Annotated in this window: 19 protein-coding genes; 11 read left to right on the forward strand and 8 right to left on the reverse strand. The window is 73.8% G+C overall.

Annotated features, from left to right (window positions below; translation table 11 throughout):
* The first annotated feature begins 282 nt into the window (after positions 1-282).
* Both ACGFSC_RS05510 and ACGFSC_RS05515 read left to right on the forward strand, forming a co-directional pair.
* On the forward strand, positions 283-1,020 hold the full coding sequence (locus tag ACGFSC_RS05510) for a TNT domain-containing protein (RefSeq protein WP_359913510.1): 738 nt from the start codon (positions 283-285) through the stop codon (positions 1,018-1,020).
* Positions 1,021-1,485: 465 nt separating this feature from the next.
* Positions 1,486-2,640, forward strand: a complete 1,155-nt coding sequence (locus tag ACGFSC_RS05515) for a hypothetical protein (RefSeq protein WP_359913513.1) — start codon at positions 1,486-1,488, stop codon at positions 2,638-2,640.
* A 134-nt stretch (positions 2,641-2,774) separates the two neighbouring features.
* On the opposite strand, the gene ACGFSC_RS05520 is transcribed toward ACGFSC_RS05515, so the two are convergent.
* Positions 2,775-2,942 (reverse strand): hypothetical protein, encoded by a 168-nt coding sequence (locus tag ACGFSC_RS05520; RefSeq protein ID WP_359913516.1) that lies wholly within the window; start codon positions 2,940-2,942, stop codon positions 2,775-2,777.
* 691 nt (positions 2,943-3,633) lie between these two features.
* On the opposite strand from ACGFSC_RS05520, the gene ACGFSC_RS05525 reads away from it, so the two are divergent.
* From ACGFSC_RS05525 to ACGFSC_RS05535, 3 genes are all read left to right on the forward strand, one after another.
* Complete coding sequence (locus ACGFSC_RS05525) at positions 3,634-5,568, forward strand: ABC transporter ATP-binding protein (protein ID WP_359913519.1); 1,935 nt, start codon at positions 3,634-3,636, stop codon at positions 5,566-5,568.
* 347 nt (positions 5,569-5,915) lie between these two features.
* Positions 5,916-6,506 (forward strand): isochorismatase family protein, encoded by a 591-nt coding sequence (locus ACGFSC_RS05530; RefSeq protein ID WP_359913522.1) that lies wholly within the window; start codon positions 5,916-5,918, stop codon positions 6,504-6,506.
* A gap of 145 nt (positions 6,507-6,651) precedes the next feature.
* Positions 6,652-7,452, forward strand: coding sequence for an ADP-ribosyltransferase (locus tag ACGFSC_RS05535; protein WP_380359086.1), 801 nt, complete (start codon positions 6,652-6,654; stop codon positions 7,450-7,452).
* 212 nt (positions 7,453-7,664) lie between these two features.
* Here ACGFSC_RS05535 and ACGFSC_RS05540 read toward each other — a convergent pair whose 3' ends face one another.
* Together ACGFSC_RS05540 and ACGFSC_RS05545 are read right to left on the reverse strand one after the other, a co-directional pair.
* Positions 7,665-8,525: a hypothetical protein gene (locus tag ACGFSC_RS05540; RefSeq protein WP_359913525.1), complete on the reverse strand. Its 861-nt coding sequence runs from the start codon at positions 8,523-8,525 to the stop codon at positions 7,665-7,667.
* 338 nt (positions 8,526-8,863) lie between these two features.
* Positions 8,864-10,228 (reverse strand): NUDIX hydrolase, encoded by a 1,365-nt coding sequence (locus ACGFSC_RS05545; protein WP_359913528.1) that lies wholly within the window; start codon positions 10,226-10,228, stop codon positions 8,864-8,866.
* A gap of 291 nt (positions 10,229-10,519) precedes the next feature.
* On the opposite strand from ACGFSC_RS05545, the gene ACGFSC_RS05550 reads away from it, so the two are divergent.
* The 4 genes from ACGFSC_RS05550 to ACGFSC_RS05565 all read left to right on the forward strand — a co-directional run bounded on the left by ACGFSC_RS05550 (position 10,520) and on the right by ACGFSC_RS05565 (position 15,463).
* Positions 10,520-11,848, forward strand: coding sequence for a DUF4241 domain-containing protein (locus ACGFSC_RS05550; RefSeq protein ID WP_359913531.1), 1,329 nt, complete (start codon positions 10,520-10,522; stop codon positions 11,846-11,848).
* A 127-nt stretch (positions 11,849-11,975) separates the two neighbouring features.
* Entirely contained in the window at positions 11,976-13,367 is a 1,392-nt protein-coding gene (locus ACGFSC_RS05555; protein WP_359913534.1) for a carotenoid oxygenase family protein, read from the forward strand.
* Complete coding sequence (locus ACGFSC_RS05560; RefSeq protein ID WP_359913536.1) at positions 13,364-14,731, forward strand: aldehyde dehydrogenase family protein; 1,368 nt, start codon at positions 13,364-13,366, stop codon at positions 14,729-14,731. Before ACGFSC_RS05555 ends, ACGFSC_RS05560 begins: the two co-directional genes overlap by 4 nt.
* 144 nt (positions 14,732-14,875) lie before the next feature.
* Positions 14,876-15,463, forward strand: a complete 588-nt coding sequence (locus ACGFSC_RS05565; protein WP_359913539.1) for a histidine phosphatase family protein — start codon at positions 14,876-14,878, stop codon at positions 15,461-15,463.
* 75 nt (positions 15,464-15,538) lie between these two features.
* On the opposite strand, the gene ACGFSC_RS05570 is transcribed toward ACGFSC_RS05565, so the two are convergent.
* Together ACGFSC_RS05570 and ACGFSC_RS05575 are read right to left on the reverse strand one after the other, a co-directional pair.
* Positions 15,539-16,381: a hypothetical protein gene (locus ACGFSC_RS05570; RefSeq protein WP_359913542.1), complete on the reverse strand. Its 843-nt coding sequence runs from the start codon at positions 16,379-16,381 to the stop codon at positions 15,539-15,541.
* A 163-nt stretch (positions 16,382-16,544) separates the two neighbouring features.
* Positions 16,545-16,958: a helix-turn-helix domain-containing protein gene (locus ACGFSC_RS05575; protein ID WP_359913545.1), complete on the reverse strand. Its 414-nt coding sequence runs from the start codon at positions 16,956-16,958 to the stop codon at positions 16,545-16,547.
* A 53-nt stretch (positions 16,959-17,011) separates the two neighbouring features.
* Here ACGFSC_RS05575 and ACGFSC_RS05580 point away from each other — a divergent pair, with 53 nt between their 5' ends.
* A complete protein-coding gene (locus tag ACGFSC_RS05580; protein ID WP_359913547.1) occupies positions 17,012-17,824 on the forward strand; it encodes an SAM-dependent methyltransferase in 813 nt (270 codons plus the stop codon).
* Positions 17,825-17,908: 84 nt separating this feature from the next.
* Here the strand turns inward: ACGFSC_RS05580 and ACGFSC_RS05585 are convergent, their stop codons facing one another.
* Positions 17,909-18,574, reverse strand: a complete 666-nt coding sequence (locus ACGFSC_RS05585; protein ID WP_359913549.1) for a LuxR C-terminal-related transcriptional regulator — start codon at positions 18,572-18,574, stop codon at positions 17,909-17,911.
* A 160-nt stretch (positions 18,575-18,734) separates the two neighbouring features.
* Between ACGFSC_RS05585 and ACGFSC_RS05590 the strand changes: the two genes are divergently transcribed.
* Complete coding sequence (locus tag ACGFSC_RS05590; protein ID WP_359913551.1) at positions 18,735-21,941, forward strand: cytochrome P450; 3,207 nt, start codon at positions 18,735-18,737, stop codon at positions 21,939-21,941.
* A 215-nt stretch (positions 21,942-22,156) separates the two neighbouring features.
* Here the strand turns inward: ACGFSC_RS05590 and ACGFSC_RS05595 are convergent, their stop codons facing one another.
* Positions 22,157-23,041, reverse strand: coding sequence for a S1 family peptidase (locus ACGFSC_RS05595; protein ID WP_359912635.1), 885 nt, complete (start codon positions 23,039-23,041; stop codon positions 22,157-22,159).
* A 592-nt stretch (positions 23,042-23,633) separates the two neighbouring features.
* Positions 23,634-24,191: a GNAT family N-acetyltransferase gene (locus ACGFSC_RS05600; protein WP_359912638.1), complete on the reverse strand. Its 558-nt coding sequence runs from the start codon at positions 24,189-24,191 to the stop codon at positions 23,634-23,636.
* Positions 24,192-24,208 lie beyond the last annotated feature (17 nt).

Below are 24,208 nucleotides of genomic sequence, written 5' to 3' on the forward strand. Positions count from 1 at the left end.
CTGGTCGGCTGGCCCGCGGCGGAGGCCCGGCGTGGCTTGCCGCCGAGGCGGCCCGCCGACCCTATCGTCCGTGTGCGAATGACGGACTTCGGGGAGTCGGCGCGATGTCCGCACCGCGCCGGAGGCCGAAGTCTCCCCCCACGGGACCTCAGTCGGCTCCACCGCGGCCGAGGACGCCCAGCGCGCCGGGAAGAGCCCCGGCAGCGTCGGCGGGCAGCGGACGAATCGTCACGCCCCCACTGCACCCCACGACATCCCACACCTCAAGGAACGGAGCACGCCGTGCGCCTTCGCCCGATGTTCGCCCTCTCCCTTTCCCTCTCCCTCGCCTGTGCCCTGCCGCTCGCCGGAGTGGCGGCCGCGGAGGACGCCGCAGGCCGGTCGGCGGGTGCCGGAGTCGTCCGCTCCGCCGAATGCCCGGACGGCCCCGCGGACCCCCACCCGGAGCTGTACTACTGCGGGCAGTCCCGCCTCGGCCCCGCCGCCCTGCCGAACACGGAGCCGACCGCCACCCTGCTGAGGGGCTACCAGCGCTTCGGCGGGCTCAGCGCCCCGCACTTCGTGACGCTGTACGCCAACACGGACCCGAAGCAGGGCGGCGACTGGGTCTACGCTCCCGACCGCGGCTTCCAGCAGATCAACGGCGTGGTCGACGAGACGCAGTGGACGGTGCCGGTCGGCACCAGGCTCGACCGCTTCGGCGCGCTCCACGGCGGCTACCTCTCCGACCCCGGCACACCGTTCACCCAGCGCTCCTTGACGCCGGACTCGCTCAACCCCGACCCGGACGACGGCGAGGTCTACCACTGCCTGTCCGTGCTGAAGCCGTTCGACGTCCGGCGAGGACACGTCGCGGCCTTCTACGGCATGCCCGGCGGCGGAATCCAGGAGTGGCTCGACAAGACCCTGAAGCCCAAGGAACTCGGCGAGAAGGACTACAAGATCGACGTCCTCGTCGCCGAGCAATACCTCGCCGTCGTCAACGACGACCAGTGCGCGGTGACACCCACCGGTGCCTGACGGCCGATCGCATCGGCGGCGCGGACGGCGGCACCCGGTGCTGCCGTCCGCGCCGCGTCGGCGGGCAGGCCTTCCTGATGTCCGCCCCGGGGCGACGCCCACGGGTGACGCCGCCCCCAGGGGCACATCCCCGCCCGGTCCGCGGATCTGCCGGGACACCCCGGCCGGGAGGGGACCCGGGCTCGCGTCCCGCGGTGCAGAACCGATGCCCTGAGGGGCCAACTTCCGTGCGCCGGGCCGCGACTGCCCTCCACGTTCGCCGACATCCCCGGTATAAAGAGGCGGAGGGGACCGAGGGGGATCAGCATGCACTCAAGGGAACAGCCGCAGAAGGCCGGGCGTCCTCATCGCGACGCGGCCACCGCCCGACGGTCCGGCAGCGGCACACGACCCGCGGCGGAGGCCGCGTCTGCGAGGGGTGCCGAGGCCCTGCAGCGCACCGTCGGCAACGCGACGACGGCACGCATGATCGCGGAGCAGCGGGACGGCGCCGGCCCGGACGACCGCCGGACGGCGCCGGCCCTCCAACGCGTGACGGGCGACCAGGCGGCGGCGCCGCGAAGGCCGCAGACGCGGATGGACCCGAACAACGTGCTGCGGATCTGCGGAGCCGCCACGTACGACGGGGAGACCGTCACGCCCGGCGGACGGTCGTCCGAGCTGCGGAACATCGTGTGGGAGAACCACTGGGCCGCCATCTCCGAGGTGTGCAGGAAGCACAAGTACACCATCGCCGTCCGTGAGACCGGCGAGCACTCCATCCGGCGCATCGCGGAAGGGGCCAAGCCCAAACCGCACACCATCCTGGAGAAGTCCATCAAGCCCGCGTCCGTGCGCAAGAAGTACGGGCCCGGGCCCGGGCAGACGCAGGGCGACCCGGAACGCGTACTGGAGTTGCTGGAGCAGCACGACCTGAGCGGCTTCGTCGGCCACTGGAACGCGGACGGCCTGGCCGGCGTCCGGATCGCCCGCCTGCCCGACACGATGACGGACCCGGAGATCGTCCGGACCGGCCCCAGGGGCGAGAAGTACGTGCCGATCGACATGAACGAGACGGACGGCGGTCCGCAGTTGGCCCAGCTGAAGACCGACCCGCGGTGGAAGCAGTACCTCTACACCGGGGACTACGACCTCCACGAGGTCTACTCCGCGCAGGGCGGCACCGGTGGCGGCCAGATCCCGGAGGCCACCCCCGAGAAGGCCAATCTGCTCAACCGCCTCAACAGCGGGATCGCACGGAACTCCCAGGAGGAGGTGGTGCGCAGCGGCACGGTGACCATGGGGAACGGCACCCTGCACATGGCCGCCGAATCCGAGTACGCCATGTTCCAGCACGGCGACCAGGCCACCTACCGGATGAACCAGTACCTGGAGGCGCAGGCTGCCGCGCTGGAGAACCAGGTCGCCCGGCAGGCGGCGCAACTGGTGCGGGCGGTGGCCACCGAGGCCGACGAGCCGCTGGCGTGGTGCCGGATGGGGCAGTGGTACGTGACCCGGAACCGGGAGGAGCACGCGATCCTGCGGTCCCGCTGGAATCTCGCCGTGCCCCACACCTGGGGCGCCTCGGAGGTGGAGCGCACGGCCCGCGGCGGCTACCGCACGGCCGGCTACCTGGACTGACCGCACCGCCGGCTGCCTGGACTGACCGCACCGCCGGCTACCTGAACTGACCGCACCGCCGGAACCGGCGTGACGGGCCGGTGGGAACCACGGTCCGGCCGCGGCAGCAGGCGGCCGGCGAACTGCCGGTCGACTCAGCGCTGCGCGGTGGCCTGCGCGGCGGGGGGCCAGGGGGCGGCCCACAGCGGGACCACCTCGACGGTGGCGGCGGAGCCGTGGGCGGGGGCGCCGGGGGTGCGCCCGGTCGTGGTGGGCTGTCCGGTGGTCGTGGGGAACGCGGTCGCGGTCGTCACTGTGGTCATGCTCGGCAACATACCGGGGGGCACTGACAGTGCCGGGTCGGGCAGTCCGGCCCGGCCCGTGGTGGGGTGAAGCGAACGCTGGGGCCGGGCGCGGCTCCGAACGCCTTCCCCTGATGCGAAGGGTCGCGCGTTGCTCGGCGCGCGGCCGGCGCGGGTGCGCCCGGCGCCCGGAACCCGCTCGGGCGCCCGACTCCGCCCGACTCCCCGAACGGGTGAATCCGGTGGCGGCCCCGCCCTGCGCGGCCTCCTCGCCCGCCGGGGTGTCCGCGGCCCCCTCGGACCCGCCCGGAAGGCCGCGTTCGAACACGTTCTCGCCGCCTGCGCACTGGGCTCCGCCGCCCTCCCGGTCCCGTGGACGACCGGGTGGCGTCCGGTCCGGACCGCACGCGGACCATGCTCGAAAAGTCCCCGTTCGACCCGGGCTCGCCCGGAGGCAAATCCACTTGAACGCCGCGCTCGAACAGCACCATCATCGGACGCCATCCACCCGTAACGACTCCGTCAATACCGTCAACTCGGCCTTGGAGAAGCAGACTTGAGCTTCTCGTCCGGGCCGGTGCCGGTGCTTCCGCGCGTCCGCGCACCGCTCTGCGTCTGGAGGATCTGTGGCCTGTCACCCCACCCCGGCGACCCACGTCCCACCCGTCACGGCGGCCCTGGTGGCCCGTGCTTCGAGCAAGGAGGCGATCGCGTGAGCGCCGCGACCGCGGCGACCCCGGCCGAGGCCGCCGACGAGGAACTGCGGTGGCTCGCCGACGGGCGCCGCATCCAGGCGATCGAGGCGATCGGCGTCAACGCGATGGCCCGCCGCCTGCCCGCGCTCGTCGTCCGCGCGTTCCGCCTCGGCTGGCGCATCGACCGCACCTCCGTCACGCTGCTCCTGGTCTGCCAGGCGGTGTCCGCGGTGCTCGGCGCGGCCGGCCTGTTCGCGACCACCGGCACCATCTCGGCGCTGTTCGGCCCGGGCCGGGTCGACGACAAGCTCGCCCACGCGGCGCCGTCGATCCTCGTGATCGCGGCGGCGGCCGGCGCCCGCTCCCTGCTGGGCATCACCATCCGCACCATCACCATCCACCTGTCGCCGCGGATCTCCCGCGAGGCCGAAGCCGCGGTGCTGCGCGCCACCGTGGCGGCCGAGCTGACCGCCTACGACCACGCCGGCTACAACGACGAGCTGGAAGCCGCGGACCGCGGCGCCGAGGTCTGCGTGGACATCGTCGGGGAGGCGCAGAACCTGCTCGCCTCCCTCGCCTCGCTCCTCGGTGCGGCCGGCGTGCTGACGGTGCTCCACCCCGCCCTCCTGCCGTTGCTGGTGCTCGCCGCGCTGCCCCAGGGGATCGCGTCGGTGCACGCCGCCCGGGTGCAGTTCCTGGCGAACCGGGCCGCGGTCGGCGACCGCCGGATCATGGCCAACCTGCGCTGGTACATCCACCTCAAGCGCAACGCCGACCAGGTCCGCTCCGACACCATGGGCGAGTTCCTGCTCGTCAAGTACGACCAGGTCGGCCGGCGGCTGGATGCCACGTCGCGGCGGGCGGCGATGCAGAGCGCCCGGGTGTCGGTGATCGGGGCCGCCGCCTCCGGCCTCGGCAGCGCGCTGGTGTGGGCGGCGATGCTGTGGCTGGTCAGCACCGGCCGGATGAGCCTGCCGCGCGGCGGCGCGGCCGTGTTCGCCCTGACCGCGGTCGGAACCAGCCTGCGCGGCATCGTCGGCTACGGCGCGGACCTCTTCCGCACCGGCATGTACCTGGACGACTGGTCGAGCTTCCTCGACACCGCCGGCGGCCACCGGCCCCGGCGCGGCACCGAAGCCCCCGAGCCGCCGCGCCGGATCGCGGTGGAGAACCTCCGCTACGCCTACCCCGCCTCCGACCGCAAGGCGCTGGACGGAGTGAACCTGCACGTCGAGCGGGGCGAGATCCTCGCCCTGGTGGGGGAGAACGGCTCCGGCAAGACCACCCTCTCCAAGCTCCTGGCCGGGCTCTACCTGCCCGATGCCGGATCGGTGCGGTGGGACGGGCGCGACACCCGCGACCTCGACCCGCACGCCCTGTGGCGCCAGGTCGCCGTCGTCCCGCAGGACTACGCGCGCTGGCCGCTGACCTGCCGCGAGAACATCACGCTGGGCCAGCCCACCGCCGAGGGCGACGCGGCGGTGCTGCGCGCCGCCGACGCCTCCGGGGCGGCCGACGTCGTCGCCAAGCTCCGCCGGGGGCTGTCCACCCTGTTGGCAGTGGAGTGGATGGGCGGCGAGGAACTGTCCGGCGGCCAGTGGCAGCGCCTGGCCATCGCCCGGGCGTTCCACCGCGAGGCCGGGCTGCTCGTCCTGGACGAGCCGACCGCCGCCCTCGACCCGCGCGCCGAGCACCGGATCTTCCAGAACCTGCGGGCGGTCGCGCGGGAACGGGCCGTCGTCCTGGTCACCCACCGGCTCACCAACGTGGCCGTCGCCGACCGGATCGTGGTGCTCGAAGACGGAAAGGTCCTCCAGGAGGGCACGTTCGCCGAGCTGGTGGCCGAGGAGGGCGGCCGCTTCAGGGAACTGTGGGACCTGCAGAACGAACGCACCGGCCTCCCGGCCCAGCGGACCCAGCCGGTCCGGGAGGACGAGGGGACCGACCAGTGATCGACCCCGACGTGCCGAGCGGCCCGGCCCTCCCGGGCGGCCTCGTGGGAGTCCGCGCCGAGGAGAAGGGAGCGGGTGGATAGCGGGCGGGGACCCCGTCGTCCCCGGGCCGTGCCCCCGACGGGCACGGCCCGGGCGGCTCCGGCCCCGGGCGGCGCCCACGGCGTGGCCTCGACCGTCGCCCGCGGGACGGTGAATCCGGGCCCGGAGTACCGCGCCGCACGCCGCCGCACCGCACGCCGCGGCGGCGTGTGCTCGGCCCGGGTGAACATCGCGGGTGGAATGCGCGTTCCATGCTCCGACAGGGCACGGGTGGGGGCCGAGGATCCCGTGAGAAAGGCCGTGCCGTGGGGCGTGCACTGATCGTGGTCGACGTACAGAGGGACTTCTGCGAGGGCGGAGCCGTTCCGGTCGGGGGAGGCGCCGGGCGGGCCCGGGCCATCGCCGATCTCGTCGGGCGCACCGCCGGCAGCGAGTACACCCACGTCGTCGCCACTCGTGACCACCACCTCGACCCGGGCAGCCACTTCTCCGATCACCCGGACTTCAAGGACTCCTTCCCCGTGCACTGCGTCGCCGGCACCGAGGGGGGCGAGTTCCACCCCGAGTTCGCCCCCACGGTCGGGACGAAGGTGGACGAGGTCTTCTACAAGGGCGCGCACTCCGCCTCCAAGAGCGGCTTCGAGGGCTTCACCGCGGACGGGACCGGGCTCGCGGACTGGTTGCGCGCGCGGGAGGTCACCGAGGTGGACGTGGTCGGCATCGCCACCGACCACTGCGTGAAGGCGACCGCGCTCGACGGTGTGCGGGCCGACTTCGACGTCCGCGTTCTGCTCGACTACACCGCGGGCGTCGCCGCCGACACCACTGCCCGGGCCCTTGCCGAACTCGGCGAGGCGGGAGTGGAGTTGACCGGTGTGCCGGTCGTCCACGCCTGACGTGAGACGGCGGGCCCGCCGCCCTTCGCACACCCGGGGTCCGAGCGGACCGGGACGGCCGAGGGCGTCAACCTGCGACGAGGACACGCCCCTGACCGGGTGAGTTGCGACATCTCCGGGCCAGGGGACGGCCAGGGTAACGGTCGTGATCGATATCCGCATCCGCACGGCCGCCGGCGCAGTCGCCCTCGCCTGCGCCGTCGTGCTCATCCCCGAGATCCCGGCCGTCGCCGCCCCCGCGGCCGCGACCGAACCCGCCCCCTTCAGCTGCCTCGACCCCAGCGGGGAGGCGCTCTGGAGCGGCCCCCAGTGCGACGGCGTCATCGTCCGCGAACTCGGCACCGAGGCCGTCGCCGTCCTCCTGGACGGCCGCCGGATCGACTTCGCCGACGAGGCCGAACTGCGCGCCGACGACTGCGCCGTCCGGCCCGCCGTCACCCTCCCCGCCAGCACCTTCGAGAACCTCCCCAAGGGCCCGGACCCGCTGTACGCCGCCGTGGACCGCCGGGTGGACGTACCCCGCATCACCCCCGAACCGCACTGGCGCAAGGACTGCCACCCGCTCTTCCGCTCGGACGGCCGCGATCCGTCCGTCATCTTCGAGGAGGGCTTCGGCCCGAAGGACACCGTCAACGGCCAGTACGACATCACCAGCTACGTCCTGCAGAACCAGCCGTCGCCGTTCGTCAGCACCACCTACGACCCCGAGCTGTACAAGAAGTGGAAGAAGGTGCCCTGGGACTACTTCATCGACGCCCCCGGCGGCATCGACGTCAACGCGACCATCGGCGACCAGCACCAGTACGCCGACCAGGTCGAGGTCGCGTTCCCCGGCGGCGTGGACCGGCACTTCATCCGCCGGGCCTGCCCGGTCGACCGGGCCACCGCCTCCCTGGTCGAGTCCGGCTGCGTGGACAACCCGAACTACCAGCCCTGGCTGCACTGACCGCCGGCCGTCCGCCGTCGGCCGGCCTGGCGGGCCGGCCGACGGCGAGCACGGATCGGCGACTTGACCCGGGGGTGACCACGGCCCGGGCCGGCGGCCCGTTCCTGGTCCGATCCCACTTCCCGCGAGGTGCGACGGCCTTCCCGCGAGGTGCGACGGCAGGCCGGGCGGGATCCTTCCGTGGCGCGCCGGCCCCGAGGGGGACGCGGTCCTCAGAGAGGAACAGGGCGGTAGACGGTGTACGAGCCGCTCACCAGTCGGGCGAGATAGAGCTGTCGTTGGGTGACCTTTCTGACGCCGTCGTTCTGGTGGATGAGCCAGGTGTCCCAGGGACCCGAACCGGTGAACGTGGCATTCCAGATGATGGCTGTGTGTCGCCCGGTGGGGCCGACCCCCCATGTCTTGGTGACATGGTTTTCGACCCATTGGAAATGGGCGTAGGCGAACTGGATGATATCGCCGTTCTGCCAGGTTCCCCATTGGGGTGGCCTCTGGGTTATCTCGGTGCCCCAAACGTAGTACGGGGGGTTGGAGAAGTTTCCTGGGCGTGCGTTCGCGTCCTGCAGTGCCGCGTTGACGAGATCGGTGCACTCGCCCCCGCCGACGGTCTGGCCCAGTCGGGAAGTGGCGAATTTCTGAACCGCGTCCCCGGTCGGATTGTGCGGATAACTGTCGCGAAAGAGGGGGGTCGTCGAGCTGAATGTTCCCGGGTCCGTCGTGATCGTGCCGTGGGATTCCTCCGGTCGGACCCGCCTGGAGGATGCGATGTCGTCGGCCGACGTGCAGGAGACGATGTCGATGCTTCCCGTATTCCTCACATGCAGCACGGAAGGGCTGTCATCGCCGGAGCCGGTGCGGGATCGATTCACTATGTCGGCCACGTGGATCTCGTAGTAGGTGTCAAAATCAAGGCTGGGGTAAAGTCGTATGCTCTCGGCGCGTCGAGACGTTCCGACAAAACCCACCAATGACACCGTTCGCTCGAAAGAATCGAGCTCGTGATACAGTCTGGACACTATCGGATCGGGTTCTGTGTCGACTTCATGGTGGTTGGTGATCTCGTGCGTTGTCATGTGAGCTCCGCCTTTCAAGTCCGATCAAATCCAGGCGAGCAGCAAAAACTTTCGCTATAAACATTTTAATCAGTGGTCGGGGACTTGCATCCCGGGGCGGTGCGCTGACGGCTGCGAACGTTTCGCATGCTGTGCGGTTCCTGCGGTTCCTGCGGTTCCTGCGGTTCCTGCGGTTCCTGCGGTTCCGTAGGGCGTGGACGGCTTCGGCGAGGTGGCCGGCCCGATGGGGCGGTGGCGGAGTTCTCGCCGGACCCGCCGGAGCTTGGGCCGGCCGTTCGCCCGCACGCGTGGGCCGGGCCCGACGGGCCCCGCCGTCGACGACCCCGCTCGGGAACCTGTCACCCGCCGGCCGGGTGGTCGGCCGCCGCGGCGAGCAGCGGCAGGTAGTGCCGCATGTAGGGCGGGACCTTGAGGTCGAGGACCTCGTCGAAGGGGACCATGCGGACGGCCAGGCCCTCGTCGCCGAGCCGCAGGTCGCTTTCGGGGCCGTCCCAGGCGGCGTGCAGGACGCGGACGAGCGGGGAGACGAGCTCGTGCTGCGGGCCGGGTACCGGCCGCATCCGGGTGATGGTGATTCCGGCCTCCTCGCGGACCTCGCGGGCGGCGTTCTCCTCGGGGGTCTCGTCGGCCTCGCGCCATCCGCCGATCGGGGTCCAGTAGCCGGGCCAGGCGATGCCGGGCTTGTCGTCGCGGTGGTGCATCAGCAGCCGCCCGGCCGGGTCGGTGACGAGGACCATGACGCCCTCGAAGTCGTCGGCCGGGGCCGGGCGTTCGAGGTAGAGCGGGGTGCCGCTGCGGTGGGCGCGCAGGGCTTGCAGGAGCCGCCGGTAGCGGTCCGGGCCCATGTGGTCGTGCCAGTCGTGGGCGGTCTCGAAGCGCCATTCGGTGTGCTCGGCGGGGTCGAGGCGGATCCGGGCCTGCTGCTCGGCGGTGAGGACGCCGCCGTCGAAGACGTAGCCGCAGGCGGGGACGGGGAGCAGGCTGCCGGCCTGCTCGTGGACGACGGCGACCAGGCGCCGCCGGAGCACCTGCGGGTTCTCCGTGGCGAGGTCGAGGCCGAGTTCCTCCCGGGCCTCGCGCAGGGCGGTGGTGAACGGTGTCTCGCCGTGCTCGACGTTGCCGCCGGGGAAGTTCCAGACGCCGGGGTCGACGGTGGAGCGCAGCCCGAGGACGCGCCCCTGCGGATCGGTGACGAGGAAACAGCCGTATGAGCCGGGCCGGGCGATGGTGGTGAGGTAGCCGCCGACCGGCCGCCAGCCGGGGAGGGCCAGGCGGCCGGTGAGCCATTCGATCACGGTGCGCTGCCCGTCGCTCGTGGGCGGCAGCCGGTCGGGGGCGGCCCACCGGTGGTCGTCGTGGCCGGCCGAGAGGAGGATCGCGGTGCCGTCCGGTACGACCGTGGTGAAGACGAACTGGCGCACGCGCAGGCCGCGCCGGTCGGTGAGGTCCAGGTGCCGCGCGTACTCCAGTGGCAGGCCGGCGAGTCCGGTCTCCTCGGCCAGTTCCCGTGCCGCGCCGGCGTCCACCGTCTCGTCGCCGGCCCGGCCGCCGCCCGGGTACTCCCACCGGCCGGGCGGGTCGTCGTGCGCGGCCCGGCGGATCATCAGGATCCGGCCGGAGGTGTCGCGGACCACCACGCCGACGCCGATCCGCTGGACGCCCTCGCGGCGGGCCAGGTCGGTCAGCACATTGAAGTCGATCACCGGAAGGGCTCCTCGCTGCAAGGTGGTGGGAGGGCGCGCAGTACTGCCGGTCAGGGGGGTTCGACAGTCAAGTCCGCTCCTGGGAGGGCGGGTTCAGGAATGGCTCGTGGGCGGTTCCAGGCGTCCGATGATGGTGCTGTTCGAATGCGGCTCGCAAGTGGATCCGGAGCGGGGGCGGGACGCTGTACGGGTGCTCGACCTCGAAGCGGGCATCGGCGGGCCGGCTGTCGGGCCTGTCGGACCCGGTCTCTAGGGTGGATCCGCACAGCAGCAGGTTCGATGGAGGCAGGGGTGACCGAGGTGCACATTGACGTGCTCGTCGAGGCGGTCTACGGGGACGGGTGGGACTCCTCGAACCGTTCGACGGTCCGTCCGATCCCCCGGGCGGAGGCCGCCCGCCGGGACGCGGCGGGCGAGCCGTACGCCGTCGTGCTCGCCGCCCCCGGGCAGGAGCTTCCCGTCGCGGTGCTGCACGTCGCCTGGGCCGCGCACTACCTGGGCCTCTGGCGGTTCGACGGCTCGGGCCGCCGGGTGTTCGAAGCCGACCTGCGCAGGCTGGAGCCCGGGCGGCTGTTCCTGCGCCACCTGGCCGAATGGCAGTACGAGGAGGAGGACCTCCCCGAGCTCTCGGACAAGGCCCTGAGGCGGACGGTCGATCTCTACCCGAACGGGAAGAACAGTGAGGGCCGCTACCCGCGCGGCCGCGGCGGCGGATCGACGCGCACCCCGGTCGACCTGCCGGGTGAGCGGTGGTGGCTGCCGGTACCGGAATTCGGCTGCTGGGAAAGCCTGTTGGCGGAACCCCAGTTCGGGCTGCCGGGCCCCTTCGGGATCGCCCGGGAGGCCTCGGACACCGCGCCTGCGCCGGCCGGTCGGGCCGCGGAGCCCTTCGGCTGGCGGCCGCCGGCGCCGGCGGCCGCGCCCCGGCTCGACGAGCTGTTCACTCCCGGGGCTGTGTTCACCCATCGGCGCCGGCCGCAGCCGCTCGTCATCGAACCGGTGACAACGGTGACCGGGATCGCCCTGCCCACGGGGCGGCTGGCGGTCTGCGACCCCTCGTACCTGCCCGGCGGCGCGGAGGGCGACCCGCTGGTGATCGAGGTTCCGCCCGGTGTCCACCCGGTGCAGGAGACCGGCGCCAGTTACGAGGACGAGATGTTCGGCGATCGCTTCACCGCCCGCGACACCTACGCCGTGCGGGTGCTGGTGAGCGAGAAGCCGACCGCCCGCTGGACGATGGCGGTCCCGCCGGGAGAGGACCCGAGGCTGCTGCGCGACGGCCAGTACTTCGGCTTCGGCGTCGACTCCGCCACCGGCTGCTTCGTCGAGTCCGCCGCCCGGACCGGCCTGGGCCGCCGCTTCATGCACGCCCTCACCTCCGGCGGTGGCGACGACCTCCACGAACTCGACGGCGGCTACAGCAAGGTGACCGAGGAGGCCGACGGGGCCGAGCTGGTCGCCTTCGTGCTGGGCGGAGACGGCGTTCACCCGGTCTGGGTGGGACACGACGACGCGGGTGAGGTCACGGCGGTCGTCGTGGCGGACGTCTTCGAAGTCGGCGCTCTGGAACCGTCGACCGGACCGACCGGACCGACCGGACCGACCGGACCGACCGGATGACGGCCCTCCGGCGGGCGTGACCTCCACGCGCCACCGGCCGTCACCCGGCGGGCGGTCGGGTCGTTGAACCGGACGCGCTGCCCCGAGGGCGCAGCGGACGTCGGAATGCGGCCTGGAGGAATCTGCGGTGTCCACCGTCACCAATCCGTTCACGGGTGCCTACACGCCGGTGGGCGAGGAAGTCACCGCGTTCGACCTGCCGGTCACCGGCACGATCCCGGCCGAGCTCAACGGCCGGTACCTGCGCAACGGGCCCAACGGGATGCGGGCGGAGGACCCCAGGCCGAGGCACCTGTTCGGCGGGTACGCCATGGTGCACGGGGTGCGGCTGCTCGACGGGCGGGCCCGGTGGTACCGCAACCGGCTGGTGCGCAGCGCCGCCGTGGCCGAGGCCCTGGGGGAGCGGCCCCGCCCCGGCGCCGCCCCGCGGATCACCGACGTCGCGCCCAACACCCACGTCATCGGGCACGCCGACCGCACCTTCGCGCTGGTCGAGGGCGGCTTCCGCCCGTACGAACTCTCCTACGAGATCGAGACGGTGGGCGCCAGCGACTTCTGCGGCACGCTGCCCGACGGGTTCGCCGCCCACCCGAAGCTCGACCCGGTCACCGGCGAGCTGCACGCGATCACCTGGCAGCGGGACAGCGAGAACCTGCGGCACCTGGTGCTCTCCCCGCAGGGCGCCGTCGTCCGGGCCGTGGACGTCCCGGTCGCGCACCGGCCGGTGGTGCACGACATGGCGCTGACCCGGAACTTCGCCGTCGTCCTCGACCTCGCGGCGCGCGTCTGCATGGCCGACAACCTCGCGCGCAAGACGTACCCGGCGGTCTGGGACGAGACCGGCGGCGCACGGATCGGGCTGCTGCCCCGCGACGGCACCGAGGTCGCCTGGTTCGAGGTCGAGCCCTGCTTCGTCTACCACACGCTCAACGCCCACGAGGACGGCCACCGGGTGGTCATCGACGTGGTCCGCTACCCGCGGATGTTCGCCGGCGGCGCACTGGACGGGCAGAGCAGCCCCACCCTGGACCGCTGGACCGTCGACACCGTCTCCGGCAGGGTCGCCGAGACCCGCCTGGACGACCGGCCGCAGGAGTTCCCGGCGGTCAGCCCGGCGGTGGTCGGCGGCGCCCACCGCTACGGGTACTCCACCGTGGCCGGCGACCTGCTGCGCCACTTCGCGGCGGCCGGGGCCCTGGAAGCCCTGACCCCGGAGGCCGCCGGGGACGCCCTGATCAAGCACGACCTGAGCCGGCAGTCCAGCACCGTGCGGCGGTTCGGCGCCGGCCGCTACACCGGCGAGGCCTCCTTCGTCCCGAGGCAGGGCGCCCGCGGCGAGGACGACGGCTACCTGCTGGCCTACGTCCACGACCCCGAGCGGGGCGCGAGCGACCTGGTCGTCCTCTCCGCCGAGGACTTCACCGGCGACCCGCTCGCCACCGTCCACCTGCCGGTACGAGTGCCGGCCGGCTTCCACGGCAGCTGGATCCCCGACCCCGCCCAGGAGGACTCCGCATGAGCACCCCGCCCGCCACCTCCCCGGACGGCCGGCCCCCGGACAGCCCGCCCTCGGACACGCCGGCCGGGGCCGTCGCCCGGCTGCGCGCGACCTTCCGCACCGGCCGCACCCGGCCGCTCACCTGGCGCACCGAGCAGCTGACCGGTCTGCGCGCCCTGCTGACCGGGCACCGCGAGGAGATCGCCGCCGCCCTCCACGCCGACCTGCGCAAGCCGCGCGCCGAGGCCGACCTCGCCGAAGTCGACTTCACCGTACGGGAGATCGACCACACCCTGCGGAACCTGGAGCACTGGCTGCACCCCGAGCAGGTGCCCGCCGCCGCGCTCACCCGGCTGCCGCCGGGGACGAGCGCCCACACCCGCCACGACCCGCTCGGGACCGTCCTGGTCATCGCGCCCTGGAACTACCCGGTGCAGCTGCTGCTGGTGCCGGTGGCGGGTGCGATCGCCGCGGGCAACACGGTCCTGGCCAAGCCGAGCGAGCTGGCGCCGGCCTGCTCGGCCCTGCTGGCGCGGCTGCTGCCGCAGTACGTGGACCCGGCGGCGATCGCCGTGCTGGAGGGCGGCGGGGAGACGGCCACCGCCCTGCTGGCCGAGCGCTTCGACCACATCCTCTACACCGGCAACGCCGGCTTCGGCCGGGCGGTACTGCGGGCCGCCGCCGAGCACCTGACCCCGGTCACCCTCGAACTGGGCGGCAAGTCACCGGTGTTCGTCGACCGGGGCGTCGACCTCGGGGTGGTCGCGGCCCGACTGGCCCGCGCCAAGTTCGCCAACGCCGGGCAGACCTGCGTCGCCCCCGACTACCTGCTGGCCGACCCGGCCACGGCCCGGGCGCTGGAAGGCGCCCTGGAACGGGCGGTCACCGAGCTGTACGGGCCCGACCCGGCGCGGTCGCGGGCGTACGGACGCCTCGTCGACGAGCGGCACTTCGACCGGGTCGTCGCCCTCCTCGACTCGGGGCGCACGGTCTTCGGCGGCCGGCACGACCGCGCGGACCGCTACATCGCGCCCACCCTGCTCGCCGAGGTGCGGCCGGACGCCCCGGTCATGCGGGAGGAGATCTTCGGCCCCGTCCTGCCCGTCGTCGAGGTCACCGGCCTGGACGAGGCGATCGCCTTCATCAACGAGCGGGACCGCCCCCTCGCGCTCTACGCCTTCACCGAGGACGGGCACGCCCGTCGGCGCCTGGCCGAGGAGACCAGCTCGGGCGGCCTGAACTTCGGCCTCCCGGTGGCCCACCTGGGCATCCCGGAACTCCCGTTCGGCGGGGTGGGGGAGAGCGGCTCCGGCCGGTACCACGGCCGCTGGTCGATCGACACCTTCAGCCACCGCCGGGCCTGCCTGGACGTGCCGCTGGACTGAGAAGTCCTCCGGTGCGGTCGGCCGGGGGAGACGGAGCCGGTCGTTTCGGACTCCGTCCGTCCCGGACCGTGTTCTTCGCGCACCACCGTGTTCTTCGCGCACCACCGGGGCTGACCGACGGGCCATCGGATATCGTGCACGGCCATGGGAGCGCTGATAGTTGTCCGGCACGGTCAGACCGAGTGGAGCCTGTCGGGCCGGCACGCCGGGCGCACCGACGTGGCGCTGACCCATGCGGGTGAGGCCGCTGCCAGGGCGCTCGCTCCGAGACTGGCCGAACGTCGTCCGGTCGCCGTGTTCAGCAGCCCGCTGAGCCGTGCGATGCGGACGGCCGCGCTCGCCGGTCTGACCGGTGTCCGGCCCGATCCGGACCTGGTGGAGTGGGACTACGGCGGCTACGAGGGCATGACCGCCGAGCAGATCCAGGAGTCCAGGCCGGGCTGGGACCTGTGGCGCGACGGCGTCGTTCCCGGGGACGCCGTCCATCCTGGCGAGCGGCTCCAGCAGGTGGCCGCGCGCACGGACGCGGTGCTGGACCGGATCAGGCCGCTGCTGGACCGGGGGGATGTCGCCGTGGTCGCTCACGGCCATCTGGCGCGAGTGATCACCGTTCGCTGGCTCGGGCTCGACGCGTCCGCCGCCCGCCTGCTCGGCCACCCGCACCCGGGCTCTCTCGGCTTCCTGACCGTTGAGCACGGGCAGCCGGTCATCTCCGCCTGGAACGTCCCCTAACGCCAGGCCGGCGTCACGCCCGCTCGGTGCCGCGGCCCGGCCCGACCGGCCCGGCGAACCCCTGTCGTCACCGCGTCAGTCCTCCCAGCACATCGCGGTGATCGCGGTGGTGAGGGCCAGCCAGCCGACGATCGGGACGGTGAGGGTGAAGGCGAAGGACCACTGGAGCGCGATCAGGAGGACGCTGCCGGCGAAGGCGAAGACGGAGAGGAACAGGCAGGCGATGGCGGGGAGGACCCAGCTGTCCCGGCCGCGACGGAGCAGGGTGTGGACGGCGAGCAGGGTTCCCGCGCCGACCAGCAGGGCCAGTTCGAGGAAGGTGAGCCAGGGGACGTCGGTGACCGGGGAGCGGTGGCCCTGGTGGGAGATCTCCACGACGTGGCCGTTCCACAGGGTGAGGTCCACGTTGTCGCCGCTCCGGACGCTGCCGAAGAGGCCGTCGGAGACGGCGTAGGTGTCGGTGGGCGCCGCCTCGCGGGAGACGGTCACCTCGTAGTGGGGGGAATCCTCGTTCGTGCCGGCCCTCCTGTCCGTCACCCGGCCGGTCTCGTGGGTGGTGCAGTCCGTGGCGGGCGCGGAGGCGGCGGAGGCGGCGGGCGCGGCACAGGCCGGGGCGCTGCGGTAGGCGGTCGCCGCGTCGTAGGCGTCGACGAACCAGGAGAAGCCGAGGGCGACGGCGGCCAGACCGGTCAGGACGAGCAGGACCCGGGCCACGACCCGGGCCACGATGCGGGCCACGATGCGGGCGGCGGGGCGGCCCTTCCGCGGGTGGGAGGGGCCGTGGGGGCGGGGTGGTGGCGTTCGTACGGGCGGTGCCGGGACGCGGTCGGCCACGGCCGGGGTTCCGTCGACGGGGGAGGGGGCGGGGGCCGGCTCCCGTGGCTCGTCGCCGCCGGCGACCTCGATCCGCGCGTCCATCGCTCTCCCTCGGCCCTCCCGGGCGGTTCCCGGGTTCAGCCGGGATGATGGCAGGGATCGATCGTCGCGAGGGAGCAACCGGAGGAGTTTGTCACCGACTTGTCGAACTCGGCCGGTCAGGAGCAGGCGGCCGGGGAACGGAACGGGACGGGGGCGGGGACGGTCAGGGCAGCAGCAGGCCGGCGAGCTCGTCCAGCAGTTCGGCGACCCTGCGGGCCTTCGCCGGGTCCGGGACGGCCTTGGTGATGACCGGTTCGGCGGGCCGGGCGACGTGGGCGCGGATGGCTCGTCGGGCGTGGTCGGAGACGGTCAGCAGGGTGCGGCGCCCGTCGGCCGGGTCGGGCGCGGCGTCGAGCAGGCCCTGTTCGCGCAGCCGGGCGACGGAGACCGAGACGTGGCTCTGGGCGAAGCCGGTCCGGACCCGGATCTCCTGGACGGAGGTGGCGGGGTGCCGGTACACGTCGGCGATCACGGCGATCTCCCCGGGGGTGAGGTGCTCGGAGGCCGGGTCGGTGATCAGGGCGCGGCCGAGTTCGGTCAACCGCTTGCCGAGTCTGAGGAGTTGCACGCCGTCCATGCCGGACAGAATACATCTTCACCGATGCATCGGTGGCGATGTAGATTGCGGGCATGACGACCTCCGAACCGCTCAGCCCGGTCTCCCGCACCGCCCTGTCCGTCGCCCGGGTGCGGGCCTACGAGAGCTCCCGCCCCGACCCGCTCTTCGTCGACCCGTACGCCCTGGCGTTCGTCACCGCCGCCGGCCTCGAACCGGCCCTGTCCGGCCCGGTCAGCAGCCTCGCCAGGGGCCTGGTCACCCACGGCATCCTGCGCACCCGCTTCTACGACGACCGGCTGCCCGCCGCCGGCGCCGACCAGGTGGTGCTGCTGGCGGCCGGCCTGGACACCCGGGCGTACCGGCTGGACTGGCCGGCCGGAACCCGGGTGTTCGAGCTCGACCTGAGCCCGGTGCTGGCCTTCAAGGAGCAGGTCCTGGACGGGCTCGGCGCCGTGCCGCGGGCCGGGCGCACCGCCCTGGCCGCCGACCTGCAGGACCCGGGCTGGCCCGAGCGGCTGGTCGCGGCCGGGTTCGACCCGGCGCGGCGCTCGGTCTGGCTGGCCGAGGGGCTGCTGGTCTACCTCACGGCCGAGGAGGCGGCCGGACTGCTCACGGCGGTGGGCGGGCTGGCGGCCCCGGGCAGCCGGCTGCTGCTGGAGCAGGGCCGGGACGTGAGCCGCACACCGCACGACCCGGCGCTCGCCCACGTGACCGGGCTGTGGCGCGGCGGCCTCGGCCCGGACACCGACGGATGGCTCGACCGGAACGGCTGGACCGTCGGCATCACCACCCTGGTCCGGCTCGGGGAGGCCTACGGGCGCCCGCTGCCGGACCCCTCCACCACGACGGCCTTCATCGAGGCCGTACGGCGCCCGGCGGACTGACCTCCCGGGGCCGCGGGGCCGTGCCGGGGAACCACCCGGGCACGCCCGGCGGACCGGGCCGGGCGCGCCCGGGCCCTCGCCCGCTCAGCGGGCCGGCCGCGGCGGCCAGGCGGCCGGGGCCAGGACGCCGGTGGCGTAGGCGCGGGCGACCAGGGCGGTGCGGTTGGGGACGCGCCAGCGCCGGGTGAGCCGGGCCAGGTGGTAGTTGACCCCGTCCGGGGTGACACCGATCTCCCGGGCGATCTGCGCCGTGGTGTCGCCCCGGGCCGCCGCGGCCAGGATCCGGGCCTCGACCGGGCTGACCTCGACCTGCGGGCCGGGAGCCGGGGCGGCGGCCGCGGGCTGCGCCGCCCGCAGCGACAGCAGCAGGCTCGGGGTCTGCTCCGGGGTGTCGCCGACCAGGTCGACGGTCATCTCGCCGTGCCGCTCGCGGCCGTCGGCGGACGTCCAGGAGACCCGCGCCGGGTACTGCGAGCGGCGGTGCAGCCGGACGGCCTCGGTGAGCGCCTCAAGGGTGCCGGTGTCCCGCAGGGTGAAGAACTCCAGGATCCTACGGTTGTGCAACTGACCTGGCAAACGGCCGAATTCGACGGCCATGGCGCGGTTGACGATCAGGATGCGCCCGCCGAACTCGCACACCGCGATCGGCAGCGGCACGTGGTCCAGCAGCCGCAGTGCCCGGTTGCGCCAGATCACCGCCGCTTCCCGCGGGCTGTCCGGTACCGGGCCGCAGCCCTCGGTCGTCCGCATCCGTCATTCTCCTTCCCCGGGGCCTACGCTGACGGTCCGTAGCAAGCCCGTAACCGACCCGGGCACTACACAATCATGTAGTGACCGCGGCCCGCACCCCCTCCCGGTGGGCGCACAGTGGTGGGAGACGAAAGTTTCCTGCCGTGGGAGGGGCACACCGATGACCGAGACCGTGGAGCGCACGACCGAGGACGAGCGGGCGGCCGGGGGCGAGAGCCGGGCCGTCCCCCTGGTGGACATCTCGGCGATGCCGCCGGCCGCCGCCCCGGTGCTGCGCATCATGGAACTGGCCAGAGAGCACGGCCCGGCCTTCGTCCAGCGACTGCACGGCCGGGACACCCTGGTCGTCAGCGGCCTGGAGCTGGTCACCGAGCTGGCCGACGAGACCCGGTTCACCAAGTCGATCGGCCCGGCCCTGGAGAACGTCCGGCAGTTCACCGGAGACGGCCTGTTCACCGCCTACAACGAGGAGCCCAACTGGGCCCGGGCGCACGACATCCTGATGCCCGCCTTCGCGCTCGGCTCGATGCGCACCTACCACCCGGTGATGCTGCGGGTGGCCCGCCGGCTGGTCGACTCCTGGGACCGCCGGGAGGCCGCCGGACAGCCGGTGGACGTGCCCGGCGACATGACCCGGATGACCCTGGACACCATCGGCCTGGCCGGGTTCGGCTTCGACTTCGGTTCCTTCGAGCGGGACGAGCCGCACCCCTTCGTCGAGGCGATGGTGCGCTGCCTGGAATGGGCGATGACCAGCCTCACCCGCGACCCGGAGGCGGACCACCGCGAGCGCGACGCGGCCTTCCGCGCCGACTCCGACTACCTGGCCGCCGTGGTGGACGAGGTGATCGCCGCCCGCGCCGAGGAGGACGTCCAGGGCCCGGCCGAGGACCTGCTCGGTCTGATGCTCGGTGCCGTCCGCCCCGCGGACGGCACCCGGCTGGACGCCGAGAACATCCGCAACCAGGTGATCACCTTCCTGATCGCCGGCCACGAGACCACCTCCGGCGCGCTCTCCTTCGCGCTGTACTACCTGGCCAAGCACCCGGCCGTGCTGCGCGAGGTGCAGCGGGAGGTGGACGAACTCTGGGGCGACCGGGCCGATCCCGAGCCCTCCTACGAGGACGTCGGACGGCTGCGCCACACCCGCCAGGTGCTCAACGAGGCGCTGCGACTGTGGCCGACGGCGCCCGCGTTCAGCCGGGAGGCGCGCGCGGACACCCTGCTCGGCGGACGCATCCCGCTGCGCGCCGGGGAGACCGTCCTCGTCAGCACGCCGCTGCTGCACCGCGACCCGGCGTGGGGCGACAACCCGGAGCTGTTCGACCCGTCCCGGTTCGACCCGGAGTACGAGGAGAGCCGCTCCCCGCACGCCTTCAAGCCCTTCGGCACCGGCGAACGCGCCTGCATCGGGCGGCAGTTCGCGCTGCACGAGGCCGTCATGCTGCTCGGCATGCTGGTGCACCGCTACCGGCTGATCGACCACGCCGACTACCGGCTGACCCTCAAGCAGACGCTCACCATCAAGCCCGACGGGTTCACCCTCGGCCTCGCCCGGCGCACGCCCGCCCCGGCCGTCGACGCCTCCCGCGCGGACTCCCTCGCCACCGCCGCGCCGACGGCGGTCGGCCGGCAGGGCGGACCGGCCGCCGGGCGTCCCGGACGGGTCCGGCGGGGCACCGGGCTGCTGCTCCTGCACGGCTCCAACTACGGTGCCTGCCGGGAGTTCACCCGGCAGCTCGCGGAGGCCGCCGCCGACCTCGGCTGCGAGACCGCGACCGCCCCGCTGGACGCGTACGCGGACGGCCTGCCCACCGACCGGCCGGTGGTGATCACCGCCGCCTCGTACAACGGGCAGCCGACCGACGACGCGGCCCGGTTCGTCCGCGGGCTCCAGGAGTCCCGGGAGGGCGGCGGGGCCGAGGGCGTCGAGTACGCGGTGCTCGGCATCGGCGACCGCACCTACGCCGCGACCTACCAGCGCGTCCCTGCGCTGATCGACGACCGGCTCGCCGAGCTCGGCGGCACCCGGCTGCTGGCCCGCGCCGAGGCCGACGCCTCCGGCGACCTGGAGGGCACCGTGCGGCAGTTCACCGGGGCGCTGCGCGAGGCCCTGCTGGCGCGCTACGGGGACGCCGACGCCCCCGCCGGGGAGCCGCCGGTGGCCGCGTACACGGTGACCGAGGTGACCGGCGGCCCGCTGGCCGCGCTCGCCGCCCGGCACGACACGGTGGAGCTGACCGTCACCGCCGTCGGCAGCCTGACCGACCCGGCCTACCACCGGGTCAAGCGGCTGGTCCGGCTGGCCCTGCCGGAGGGCACCGGCTACCGGACCGCCGACCACCTCACCGTGCTCCCGGCCAACGACCCGGTGCTGGTCGAGCGCGCCGCCAAGCTGTTCGGCGCCGACCCGGACACGGTGCTGAACATCGTGGCGCACCGGCGCACCGGACTGGCCGTCGACCGCCCGCTGACCGTCCGCGAACTGCTCACCCGTCACGTCGAGCTGCAGGACCGGCCGAACGCCGAGCAGCGCGCCGCGCTGGCGGCGCTCAACCCCTGCCCGCCCGAGCAGGCCGCCCTGCGGGCCCTGTCCGACGACGACCCACGCACCCTGCTGGACCTGATCGAGGACCACCCGGCGCTGCGGGAGCGGCTGAGCTGGCCGGTGCTGCTGGAGCTGCTGCCGCCGATCCGGCCGCGGCACTACTCGATCTCCTCCTCGCCCACCGGCGACCCCGGTCAGGTGGAGCTGATGGTCTCGGTGCTCAGCGCCCCGGCCCGCTCCGGCCGGGGGACGTTCCGGGGCGCCGGATCCGGCTACCTCGACCGGGTCGCCGTCGGCGACACCGTGCTGGCCCGGGTCCAGCCCTGCCGGGAGGCGTTCCGGATCGGCCACCGCACCCCGGTGGTCATGATCGCGGCCGGCACCGGCCTGGCACCCTTCCGGGGTGCCGTCGCCGACCGCCGGGCGCTGCTCGCGCGGGGCGCCGTCCTCGCCCCGGCGCTGCTGTACTTCGGCTGCGACGACGAGGCGGCGGACTACCTGCACCGCGGCGAGCTGGAGGCCGCCGAGCGGGCCGGCGCGGTCTCGCTGCGGCCCGCCTTCAGCGAGCGGCCCCAGCAGGGGCGGCGCTACGTGCAGGACCGGATCGCCGCCGAGGCGGCCGAGGTCCGGGAGCTGCTGGAATCCGGCGCCGAGGTGTACGTGTGCGGCGACGGGGCCCGGATGGCGCCGGGCGTCCGGGCGGCCTTCCGGGCGCTGTACCGGGAGCGCACCCCGGGCGCCGACGAGCAGCGGGCGCAGGCCTGGCTGCAGGGGCTGATCGAGGCCGGGCGGTACGTCGAGGACGTGTACGCGGGCTGACCCTCCCGCGCCGGGGACGGCCGTGGGGGGCCCCCCCCCCGGGGGGGGGGCCCCCGCCCCGGGGGGGGGGGGGGGGGGTGGGGGGGGGGGGGGGGGGGGGGGGGGGGGGGGTTGGGGGGGGGGGGGGGGGGGGGGCCCCCCCCCCGGGGGGGGGGCGGCGGGGGGCCCGGCGGGGCGGGGGGGGCGCCCCCACGGCTCGGGCGGAAGGGCTCGGGTCAGTAGACGCTGACGTTGTACGCGGAGAGCGCCGCGTTGACCGGCTGGTAGAAGGTCGTCCCGCCGGAGGTGCAGTCGCCGCTGCCGCCCGAGGTGAGGCCGAGCGCCTTGGCGCCGTCGTACAGCGGGCCGCCCGAGTCGCCGGCCTCGGCGCAGACGTTGGTCTGGATCAGGCCGCGGACGGTGCTGCCGTCGCTGTAGCGCACGGTGGCGTTGAGCCCGGTGACGGTGCCGCCGTGGGTGCCGGTGGTCGAGCCGGTGCGCTTCACCGCCTCGCCGACGACGGCGTTCGGGGCGGAGGTGAAGCCGCCCGGGTGGCTGAGGGCGCTGTTGTCGTAGCGGACCAGCGCGTAGTCGTGGCCGGGGAAGGTCGAGCCGATGGTGGGGCCGATCAGGGTGCTGTGGGCGACGTCGGTGTACCAGTTGGCCGCGACGTTGCCGCAGTGCCCGGCGGTGAGGAAGTAGTAGGTGCTGCCGCTCACCACGTTGAAGCCGAGCGAGCAGCGGTACTCGCCGCCGTAGATGGCGTCGCCGGCCGCGAGCAGCGGGGTGAACACGCCGGGGACGCGGTGGACGTCGAGGTTGGGCGCGGAGGGGCCGGCGGCCTTCATCAGCCGGGCGAGCGAGGACGGGGAGACGGTGCTGTCGGCGGTCACCACGACGCGTCCGGCGGCTTCGTCGACGTACCAGGCCGTGCCGTCGACCTCGGCGTTCAGAATGGCGTCGCTGATCGCCGAGAGCTGTTCCGGTTCGGCGGTGCGGGTGGGAGCGGCGGCGGCGCCCGGCGCGGCGACCGCGGTCGCGGTCAGCAGGCCGAGGGCCGCGGCGAGCAGGCGGAAGCGGCGTGTGCTGCCGGTGCGGGGCGTGGTGCGCGTGGTCCTCACCGATCTCCTCCTGAGGGGGTTACGGCCCTGAGGGTTGGGGCCGTGAAGCGCGGTCAGGGGATGGGCGGACCCCGGTCGTTGCTCTCCGGAAGCACGGCGGATGATCAGCTCCTGATCGGCGCTGACCGGAAGTATGAGGAAACGGACCGTTCGGTACAAGCTTCCCGAGGGGGTGTCGGCGGACCCGCAGGTCCGGGAGTGAGCCTGCGGGTCCGCCGTTCGGCGGCTGCCGTGCGGTTCCTGCCCGGCGGGCACCGGTGCGGGCCCGGTGAGGTGCCGGTGAGGCGCTGGTGAGGTGCCGGCCATGGCGTGCCTCGGTCGAGGTGATGAACCGTCGGCCGAATGTCCCGGAGAAGCGATCGGAAGAAAGTGTTATCGGCGTGGACGGGGAGGGTCTCCTGGGCACGGGAGCGAACGCGCGACGCCGTGGGTGAGGTCCACGGCGGGACCGCGGAGTTCGAGATGGGGCACTGCGCGGGGAGCCGGAAGGCTCCGACCGCGTCCGCTCCCGACGCGTCGGCCGGATCGTTGCGACCCGGCCGACGCACCCGGCGGTCCGCATGCTCTCCCCCCTGGCTGCGGACCGCCGGGCTCACCGGGCCGGGGCCTGCCCCCGGGGCAGCCGCCAGACCAGTTCCTCCCCGGTCTCGGCCGGGGCGAGCGCCTCCGCCGGTCGGCGCAGGTACTCGGTGAAGCCGAGCCGGGCCGGGACGGCGCCGCTGGCCCGGTTGGCCGGGTCGTGGACGATCTCGACGTACTCCACCCCGGGGAGCCGGAAGGCCTCACCGGCCAGGGCCCGCACGCTCCGGGTGGCCAGCCCGCGCCCGGTGGCGGCGGGGTGCAGCCAGTAGCCGATCTCGCGGACCCCGGCCGGGGTGTCCTCGCGCCGGAACAGCCCGCAGGCGCCGACGATCGCGCCGTCGAGCACGATCGCGTACGTGAATTCCTGCCCGCTCGCCCAGAGTTCCGCCCGGCCGGTGAGGAACTCGGCGGTCTTGGCCCGGCTGTGCTCGGCCACCCAGGGCATCCAGGGCCGCAAGTGCTCCAACGACTCCTCGATGACCGCGAAGAACTCGGGCAGGTCCGACTCGCCGTCGAAGCGGCGAAGGACGGCCCCGTCCAGGGCGATGACGTGCTGGGGATGGTTCATGAGCAGGAGGATGGTCC

Origin of the sequence: Kitasatospora sp. NPDC048715 (genome assembly GCF_043198905.1) — a bacterium.
Lineage (GTDB): Bacteria > Actinomycetota > Actinomycetes > Streptomycetales > Streptomycetaceae > Kitasatospora > Kitasatospora lactacystinica.

Excerpts from the sequence above, each read along its gene's own strand:
- ACGFSC_RS05520 (WP_359913516.1), bottom strand. The coding sequence starts at position 2,942 with ATGACCACAGTGACGACCGCGACCGCGTTCCCCACGACCACCGGACAG.
- ACGFSC_RS05600 (WP_359912638.1), bottom strand. The coding sequence starts at position 24,191 with ATGAACCATCCCCAGCACGTCATCGCCCTGGACGGGGCCGTCCTTCGC.
- ACGFSC_RS05560 (WP_359913536.1), top strand. The coding sequence starts at position 13,364 with ATGAGCACCCCGCCCGCCACCTCCCCGGACGGCCGGCCCCCGGACAGC.
- ACGFSC_RS05575 (WP_359913545.1), bottom strand. The coding sequence starts at position 16,958 with ATGGACGGCGTGCAACTCCTCAGACTCGGCAAGCGGTTGACCGAACTC.
- ACGFSC_RS05590 (WP_359913551.1), top strand. The coding sequence starts at position 18,735 with ATGACCGAGACCGTGGAGCGCACGACCGAGGACGAGCGGGCGGCCGGG.
- ACGFSC_RS05585 (WP_359913549.1), bottom strand. The coding sequence starts at position 18,574 with ATGCGGACGACCGAGGGCTGCGGCCCGGTACCGGACAGCCCGCGGGAA.
- ACGFSC_RS05565 (WP_359913539.1), top strand. The coding sequence starts at position 14,876 with ATGGGAGCGCTGATAGTTGTCCGGCACGGTCAGACCGAGTGGAGCCTG.
- ACGFSC_RS05515 (WP_359913513.1), top strand. The coding sequence starts at position 1,486 with ATGATCGCGGAGCAGCGGGACGGCGCCGGCCCGGACGACCGCCGGACG.
- ACGFSC_RS05580 (WP_359913547.1), top strand. The coding sequence starts at position 17,012 with ATGACGACCTCCGAACCGCTCAGCCCGGTCTCCCGCACCGCCCTGTCC.
- ACGFSC_RS05540 (WP_359913525.1), bottom strand. The coding sequence starts at position 8,525 with ATGACAACGCACGAGATCACCAACCACCATGAAGTCGACACAGAACCC.
- ACGFSC_RS05570 (WP_359913542.1), bottom strand. The coding sequence starts at position 16,381 with ATGGACGCGCGGATCGAGGTCGCCGGCGGCGACGAGCCACGGGAGCCG.